8 protein-coding genes, 1 tRNA gene and 1 other RNA gene are annotated in these 6,966 nt (G+C 72.7%); 4 read left to right on the top strand and 6 right to left on the bottom strand.

The window, feature by feature from the left end:
- Positions 1-8 precede the first annotated feature (8 nt).
- On the top strand, positions 9-89 hold the full coding sequence (locus ACVCAH_RS31095) for a mycothiol transferase (RefSeq protein ID WP_447139802.1): 81 nt from the start codon (positions 9-11) through the stop codon (positions 87-89).
- Positions 90-310: 221 nt separating this feature from the next.
- Here the strand turns inward: ACVCAH_RS31095 and ACVCAH_RS31090 are convergent, their stop codons facing one another.
- Positions 311-925: a DinB family protein gene (locus ACVCAH_RS31090; protein ID WP_447139799.1), complete on the bottom strand. Its 615-nt coding sequence runs from the start codon at positions 923-925 to the stop codon at positions 311-313.
- A gap of 273 nt (positions 926-1,198) precedes the next feature.
- Here ACVCAH_RS31090 and ACVCAH_RS31085 point away from each other — a divergent pair, with 273 nt between their 5' ends.
- Positions 1,199-1,327 carry a hypothetical protein gene (locus ACVCAH_RS31085; protein WP_447139798.1) on the top strand — a complete coding sequence of 43 codons (129 nt, stop codon included), beginning with the start codon at positions 1,199-1,201 and terminating at the stop codon, positions 1,325-1,327.
- Between the two features lie 85 nt (positions 1,328-1,412).
- Here ACVCAH_RS31085 and ACVCAH_RS31080 read toward each other — a convergent pair.
- Both ACVCAH_RS31080 and ACVCAH_RS31075 read right to left on the bottom strand, forming a co-directional pair.
- Positions 1,413-1,485: transfer RNA gene (locus ACVCAH_RS31080), tRNA-Ala, on the bottom strand.
- Positions 1,486-1,598: 113 nt separating this feature from the next.
- Complete coding sequence (locus ACVCAH_RS31075) at positions 1,599-2,189, bottom strand: YqgE/AlgH family protein (RefSeq protein WP_447139797.1); 591 nt, start codon at positions 2,187-2,189, stop codon at positions 1,599-1,601.
- Between the two features lie 171 nt (positions 2,190-2,360).
- Between ACVCAH_RS31075 and ACVCAH_RS31070 the strand changes: the two genes are divergently transcribed.
- The gene (locus ACVCAH_RS31070; RefSeq protein WP_447139796.1) at positions 2,361-3,164 is read left to right on the top strand and encodes an S-methyl-5'-thioadenosine phosphorylase; all 804 of its coding nucleotides are present in this window, start codon (positions 2,361-2,363) and stop codon (positions 3,162-3,164) included.
- Positions 3,165-3,224: 60 nt separating this feature from the next.
- Positions 3,225-4,820 carry a benzoylformate decarboxylase gene (gene mdlC / locus ACVCAH_RS31065; protein ID WP_447139795.1) on the top strand — a complete coding sequence of 532 codons (1,596 nt, stop codon included), beginning with the start codon at positions 3,225-3,227 and terminating at the stop codon, positions 4,818-4,820.
- A 17-nt stretch (positions 4,821-4,837) separates the two neighbouring features.
- Here mdlC and ACVCAH_RS31060 read toward each other — a convergent pair whose 3' ends face one another.
- The 3 genes from ACVCAH_RS31060 to ssrA form a co-directional block, all read right to left on the bottom strand.
- Complete coding sequence (locus ACVCAH_RS31060) at positions 4,838-5,788, bottom strand: hypothetical protein (RefSeq protein WP_447139794.1); 951 nt, start codon at positions 5,786-5,788, stop codon at positions 4,838-4,840.
- Between the two features lie 55 nt (positions 5,789-5,843).
- Entirely contained in the window at positions 5,844-6,311 is a 468-nt protein-coding gene (locus tag ACVCAH_RS31055) for a hypothetical protein (protein WP_447139793.1), read from the bottom strand.
- 241 nt (positions 6,312-6,552) lie between these two features.
- Positions 6,553-6,928, bottom strand: a transfer-messenger RNA (tmRNA) gene (ssrA, locus tag ACVCAH_RS31050).
- Positions 6,929-6,966 lie beyond the last annotated feature (38 nt).

The raw sequence follows: 6,966 nt of genomic DNA, 5'->3' as shown, positions 1-6,966 counted from the left end.
TGCGGTGGGTGTATCTCCACGTGCTGCGCGAGCTCGCCCAGCACTGTGGGCACGCAGACATTCTTCGAGAGCAGCTCATCAACGAGTAGTGCGCGGACGTCCGCTATGCCGCTGTCCGCGCGTCCCTGGCGCGCACTGTCCGTCGCCCGGTAGCAGGCAGCGGATCCGTCACAAAGTGTGACGACCTGGCACCGTCGGCCGACGAACTGTCACCCATCAACTGGAACAGATGCGTAATCCATCAAGTGGAGCCCGACATCCACGGCAGCCGGCCGGCCTCATGTCGGCGGCTGGGTGGCCGCGTCGCGGTTCAGTCGTGTGCGTTGATGGACTCATCGTGATCGAGCTTGGTGACGGCTGCCTTGGCAGCCCGCTCGATCCTCGCGAGCTGGGCTTCCCAGAACGCCGCATCGCGCTGCGTGTTCGCGTACTGGGCTGCCATCCCGGTCGAGCCGTCGAGCTGTTCGCGCAGGATGTCGGCGTGTCCGGCATGCCGGTTGGTCTCGGTGAGCACGTGGACCAGGATGTTGAACAGCTTCACGTCGGGGCGTGGCCACCAGGGCACGTGGCCAGGAGAGTCGATGGCGAGAGCGGTGATCGTCGCGTCCGAGTGCTCCCACACGCGCCGGTAACGGTCGATGATTTCCTCGCGGGTCTCGTACTCCGTCGCCCACATAAGTGCGCCGCGCTCCCGGACGTCGTCCCACCGGGGCAGGGGCTCGGGAAACGGCCGTTCGAAGACCTCGCCGAAGTACCAGGACTCCGAGATCGACAGGTGCTTGATCAGGCCGAGAAGGTTGGTCCCAGTCAAGGTCAAAGGGCGGCGGATGTCGTACTCGGGCAACCCGTCGAGCTTCCACAGCATCGTCTCGCGGATCTCTCGCAGGTCGCTGTGCAGGTACTCCTTCGCGAAATCATCGATCATGGCGCACGAGCCTGCCACGCGCCGTCGGTAGGCTCAACCCGCGGACCAGCGCGGCTGCCAAGCTAGAAGGCGAGCAGGGGGCTCGGATGACTTCTAGGCATCGCCGGCAGCCGGCCGGCCTTAACTCGACGGCTGTGTGGCCGCGTCGCCGGTTTGCTCACGCCCCTGGCCGCCGTCGGCCTGAACAAGACGCAACATCGACCGGGCCTCGTCCTCTGTGTCGAACTCCCACCGGAGCACCTTGCCCGTCTCGGAGTCACCGTGCCAGCCCGGGTGCTCATGGAACTCCTGGGCCACTCCCAGATCGGCATCACCACGAACATCTACAGCCACGTCATGCCCACCCAGCTCGTTCAGGCGGCCGACGCCATGAAGAACGTGCTGTGGGGCGAGGAGCGGTAGCTGTGGCTACTTGCTTGGCTACTTCTGGTGTCCGAAATGACGAAGGGCGTCCGTCATTGCGACGAACGCCCTGGTCGTGAAAGGGTGGAGCCGAGGGGACTCGAACCCCTGACCCCCACACTGCCAGTGTGGTGCGCTACCAGCTGCGCCACGGCCCCTTGCTGCTACCCGGTCGCCCGGGCACTGGGAGAACTATACACACGCCCGCCGGCATGGTCATCTCGCGGGGGTGCCGCCCGCCGGCAGATGCCGCCACCGGGACGCCGGCGACTCAGTTGAGCGCCACGTCCGGCGGGAAGTGGGCCACCGCCGCCATCATGCCGCCCTGCCGGCGCAGCACCATCGGCCACAGGTCGTCGGGGCGGTCGACGAAGGCGTCGCCGGGCAGCGCGTCCAGCACGAACCAGGAGCCGTCCTCGATCTCCTGCTCCAGCTGCCCCGAGCCCCAGCCGGAGTAGCCGGCGAAGACCCGGATGCCGGTGATGCTCTCCCGCAGCCGCTCCGGGTCGACCGACAGGTCCAGCGTGCCGACCGCGCCGGAGACCTGGTGGAAGCCCTTGAGCCGGCGTACCGGGTTGCGCATCCGGGCCAGGCAGATCGCCGAGTCGGGCTGCACCGGGCCGCCTTCGAAGAGCACCGCCGGGTGGCGTGCCAGGTCGTTCCAGTCGCCGAGCACGTCCGCGACCGGCACCTCGGTGGCCCGGTTCAGCACCACGCCGAGCGCCCCGCCGGGCTCGTGGGCGACCAGCAGCACCACCGTACGATCGAAGTTCGGGTCCTTGAGCACCGGAGTCGCGACCAGCAGCCGCCCGGTCATCGACTCCATCGCCCGCCCGCCGATCGCCTGTCCCTCTCCCTGCATCCCGTACACCCGTCAGCCGTGCGGCCGGACGCGGCGCCCGTTGCCCGCCGGGTGGGCAGGGGCCTCCGGGACCATCCGCGCTGTCAACGCCATGCCTGGCACCATAGCCTGCGCCCGGGGCGCTGGTTAAGGTCTGACAGGCGCGTGATCGACAGGAAAAGGGGAGGACCGATGGGCCCGACGGCGGAACTCGCGGTGATCGGCGGATCGGGCCTCTACGCCCTGCTCGACGGCGCCACCGAGCACGAGGTGGAGACACCGTACGGGCCGCCGTCGGACATGGTCACCATCGCCGAGGTGGCCGGCCGCCGGGTGGCGTTCCTGCCCCGGCACGGCCGGGACCACCGGCACCCGCCGCACCTGATCCCCTACCGGGCCAACCTCTGGGCGCTGCGGTCGCTGGGGGTGCGGCAGGTGCTCGCCCCGTGCGCGGTCGGCGGGCTCCGCCCGGACCTCGGGCCGGGCACGTTCGTGGTGCCGGACCAGCTGATCGACCGGACCAGCGGCCGGACCCAGACCTACTACGACCAGGGCGCGGTGCACGTCTCCTTCGCCGACCCGTACTGCCCGAACGGCCGGCGCACGCTGCTCGCCGCGGCGGCCGACCGGGACATCCCGGCGGTGGACGGCGGCACGGTCGTGGTGGTGGAGGGCCCCCGCTTCTCCACCCGCGCCGAGTCCCGTTGGCTCGCCTCGATCGGCGGCACGGTGGTGAACATGACCGGCCACCCGGAGGCCGTGCTGGCCCGCGAGCTGGCCCTCTGCTACTCGTCGATCGCTCTGGTCACCGACCTGGACGCCGGCGTCGAGGGCGGCGGCGCGGTGACCCAGGAGGAGGTGTTCCGGGTCTTCGGGGAGAACACCGACCGGCTGCGGGGGCTGCTGCTGGCGGCCCTCGCCGAGCTACCCGCCGAGCGGAACTGCTACTGCGGTCGGGCGCTGGACGGGATCAAGCTGCCCTTCGCGCTGCCCTGACCCGGGGAGCGCGGGCGAATCGCCCGACACGCCCGGTCTGCGCCGATAGATTGGGTGGCGATGGCAACGGTCCGTGACACGACGTACGACCTGCTGCGCGCCCTCGGCCTGACCACCGTCTTCGGCAATCCCGGCTCCACCGAGGAGCCGTTCCTGAAGGACTTCCCGGACGACTTCCACTACGTGCTCGCCCTGCACGAGGCGTCCGCGGTCGGGATGGCCGACGGGTACGCACAGGCCACCGGCCGGGCGGGGCACGTCAACCTGCACACCGCACCGGGCACCGGCAACGGGATGGGCAACCTGGTCACCGCCTGGCACAACCGCACCCCGCTGATCGTCACCGCCGGCCAGCAGAACCGGGAGATGCTGCTGGCCGAGCCGCGGCTGACCAACCGCCGCGCGACCGAACTGCCCCAGCCGTACGTGAAGTGGAGCCACGAGCCGGTCCGCGCGCAGGACATCCCGGCCGCGCTGATGCGGGCGTACGCGACCGCGGTGCAGCCGCCGTCCGGCCCGGTCTACCTCTCGCTCCCGCTCGACGACTGGTCGCAGCCCGCCGATCCGCCACCGCCGGTGCGCACCGTGGCCACCCGGTACGCCCCGGATCCACAGCGGCTGCGGGAGTTCGCCGCCGTGCTGGCCGACAGCCGGGCACCCGCCCTGGTGCTCGGCGCGGCGGTGGACCGGGCCGGCGGCTGGCCGGCCGCCGTGGCCCTGGCCGAGCGGCTGGCCGCGCCGGTCTGGTCCGCGCCCGCGCCGGAGCGGGCCTGTTTCCCCGAGGACCACCCGCACTACCAGGGGGTGCTCCCGTTCGCGATGGGGCCGTTGGCCGAGAAGCTGCGCGGGCGGGACACCGTGCTGGTCGTCGGCGCCCCGGTGTTCCGCTACTACCCGCACGTGCCGGGCGACCACCTGCCCGAGGGCACCCGGCTGCTGCACGTCACGGACGATCCGGACGAGGCGGCCCGTGCCCCGGTAGGCGACAGCCTGCTCGGCGACGCCGGGCTGGCCCTGGCCGCCCTGCTCGACCTGCTGCCCGCCACCGACCGGCCGGCTCCGCCGCTGCGCGCGGAGCCGGCGCCGCCCCCGGACGGGCGACCGCTGAGCGCCGACGCGCTCTTCGCCGCGCTGGCCCGGCACTGGCCGGCCGACGGGGTGCTGATCCAGGAGACCCCGTCCAACCTGCCGGCGCTGCGCCGCCGGCTGCGGATCACCCGGCCGGCGTCGTACTTCACCATGGCCAGCGGCGGCCTCGGCTACGGCCTGCCGGCGGCGGTCGGGGTCACGCTCGCCGAGCGGGACACCGGACGGCACCGGCCGGTGGTGGCGGTGATCGGCGACGGCTCCTTCCACTACTCGGTGCAGTCGCTCTGGACCGCCGCGCGGCTGCGGCTGCCGCTGGTGGTCGTGGTCCCGGTCAACCAGCAGTACGCCATCCTCAAGGCGTTCGCCGAGTTCAAGCACACCCCCGGGGTGCCCGGGCTGGACCTGCCCGGGATGGACATCACCGCGCTGGCCCGCGGCTACGGCTGCGCCGCGCAGGTGGTCGAGACGCCGGAGCAGCTCGGCGAAGCGGTGGCCGCCGGGTTGCGGGCGGACGGGCCGACCGTGCTGCCGGTGCCGATCAGCACCGACGTGCCGGCGATCCTCTGACCGTCCGGCGTCGAGCGTCAGTTCGCAGTGAGCCGCAGCGGGGTGCCGGTGAGCACGTCGAGCACCGGGCGGGCGCCCAGCGGCGCCGCCAGCGTCACGGTGACCGGTTGGAGCTTGAGGATCGCGGTGCAGACGCCGGTGGCGCGGACCACGCCGCCACCGACCACCACCACGTCGTCGTGCTCCTGCACCAGCGGGGTGATGCCGCTGTCGCACGCGCCCACGCCGAGCCGGTAGGTCACCGTCGCGCCGTCGACCGCTTCGAGGTCCTGCGCGCCGACCACCCCGTCCGGCGCAGGCCGGCCCGGCGCGGTCGGCTCGGGTACGGCGGCGGTCGCGCCCGGGGCGACCGCGACCCGGGCCACCGGCGCGCCGAGTTCCGCCACGGTGAACAGCCAGGCCGGCACCTGCGCCTCGCCCCGGCTGGTGCGCACCGCAGCGGTGCCGAGCCGCACCTCGGTGACGGTCAGCGGGACGCACGCGGTCTGCGGGCTGCTGCTCACCGGGCCGTCCGGACCCGGCTCGATGGTCGGGCCGGACTTCGGCCGGTCGGGCTCCGTCGGCCGCCCCGGACAGGGCGGCGGGTCTCCCTGGTCGAGCTGCCGGTACGCCTCCGCCGCGGTGACCAGCGGGACGGTGAGGGTGCCGTCCGGGAACCGGATGGTGCCGTCCGCCGGGCGGGCGGTGGGCAGCTCGATCTGCTCGCGGTACCAACCCGCCCGGAAGGCCGCCTCGGTCTCCGGAGTGAAGCCGGGATCGCCGAGCAGCACGGTCGGCTCCTGCATCGGCACATACCCGCTGCGCCACGCCGGGCCGGGCCGCCACGCCTCGGCCACCTCGGTGGCCCGCTGCGCGAAGGCCTCCTGCCGGTGGTCTGGGGCGGCGGGCCCCCCGTCGGAGCCGGCCGGCGCGCAGCCGGCCACGATCACCATCAGGGGCAGACCCAGCAGGGCGACTGATCGACGCATACCGGATTCGACGCCGGCCCGGCCGGCCCGGTTCCCGGCACTGCCGCCGGGCCGCTCAGGTCTCCCCGCCGAGATCCGTCTGGTACGCCTGCCAGAGCAGGTCCGCGCCGCGCTGCCGGTGCCGGCCCAGCACCCGCAGCAGGTGCCTGGTGCCGACCCACAGGTCGTCGACCGGCACCCCGGGCCGTTCCACGGCCTCCTGAAGGGCGGCGAGCGCGGCTCCGATCGTGGCGTGTTCGCGGGTCAGCAGCCGCACCCCACGGGCCAGGCGGGGGGCGTGGGCGAGCAGTTCCGCATACAGGCCGCAGGGCCCCTCGGTGACCTGGACGTGCTCCGCGAAGCCCTGCCCCACCGGCCCCAGTCGGAGCACGAGCCGTTCCCGCCAGCGCGGCTCCCCGGGCGGGACGGCCAACGCCCGGGTCAGGGCGTGGAGGTCGCCGGCCAGGGTGGCCCGGTGGACGGCGTCCTGCGGGCGGACCTCCTCGAAGACGGCTGACGGTTGCTGGATCGGACCGGTGACCATGGGCACCTCCCCGCGCTGCGTCTGACCGCGTACAGCGATGGTGGACCCGTCGGTGCCCGGTGTCCAGGGTGCGGGCCCGCCTCATCCGTCCCGTGTGCCTCGCTGCTCCCGCAGGTCACACCGGCCCCAGCGGACACGCCCGCAAACCCACCGCGGGCAGGGGTGATCCGGCGACCCGGCCGCACCGGGTCCGGAGACGACTGTGCGCCCCGGTCCGGTGGACCGGGGCGCACAGGTCAGGTGGTGGAGGTGCCGGGAATCGAACCCGGGTCCTTCGCCGGTTTGTCAGGGCTTCTCCGAGCGCAGCTCGCTGTGCCTCTACTCGGCCCCTCCGATCACGCGAGCGAGTCGGTGTGACGGGCCCAGTCGCTGATTGATCTCGCCGCACGGACCCCGCGACCGGGTCCGGTTGGCCAGCCTTCTAGCTGATGCCGGCTAACTGGGTCGAAGGCGCTCCCAGGCCGACAGACTCACTACTCGCCTCAGGCGGCGAGAGCGAAGTCAGCGCGATTGTTCTTGGCGCTTATTGGTTTCCGACGAACGATTCTCGAGACGACGTCGGCTTCCTCGGCTCGCTTCCCCTGCCGCAACGTACGAAGTCGAAACCAGTCACCCCCTCGACGGGCCGCCCCTGTCGGCGGCACCATCAAGCCTA

The organism is Micromonospora sp. LZ34 (assembly GCF_052981855.1).
Note: the sequence above shows the minus strand (reverse complement) of the source record. Positions and strands in the feature narration are given on the sequence as shown.

What these genes read in the sequence shown, in the direction of transcription:
- ACVCAH_RS31090 (WP_447139799.1), bottom strand. Translation starts at nt 925, where the DNA reads ATGATCGATGATTTCGCGAAGGAGTACCTGCACAGCGACCTGCGAGAG.
- ACVCAH_RS31075 (WP_447139797.1), bottom strand. Translation starts at nt 2,189, where the DNA reads ATGCAGGGAGAGGGACAGGCGATCGGCGGGCGGGCGATGGAGTCGATG.
- ACVCAH_RS31070 (WP_447139796.1), top strand. Translation starts at nt 2,361, where the DNA reads ATGGGCCCGACGGCGGAACTCGCGGTGATCGGCGGATCGGGCCTCTAC.
- mdlC (WP_447139795.1), top strand. Translation starts at nt 3,225, where the DNA reads ATGGCAACGGTCCGTGACACGACGTACGACCTGCTGCGCGCCCTCGGC.
- ACVCAH_RS31060 (WP_447139794.1), bottom strand. Translation starts at nt 5,788, where the DNA reads ATGCGTCGATCAGTCGCCCTGCTGGGTCTGCCCCTGATGGTGATCGTG.
- ACVCAH_RS31055 (WP_447139793.1), bottom strand. Translation starts at nt 6,311, where the DNA reads ATGGTCACCGGTCCGATCCAGCAACCGTCAGCCGTCTTCGAGGAGGTC.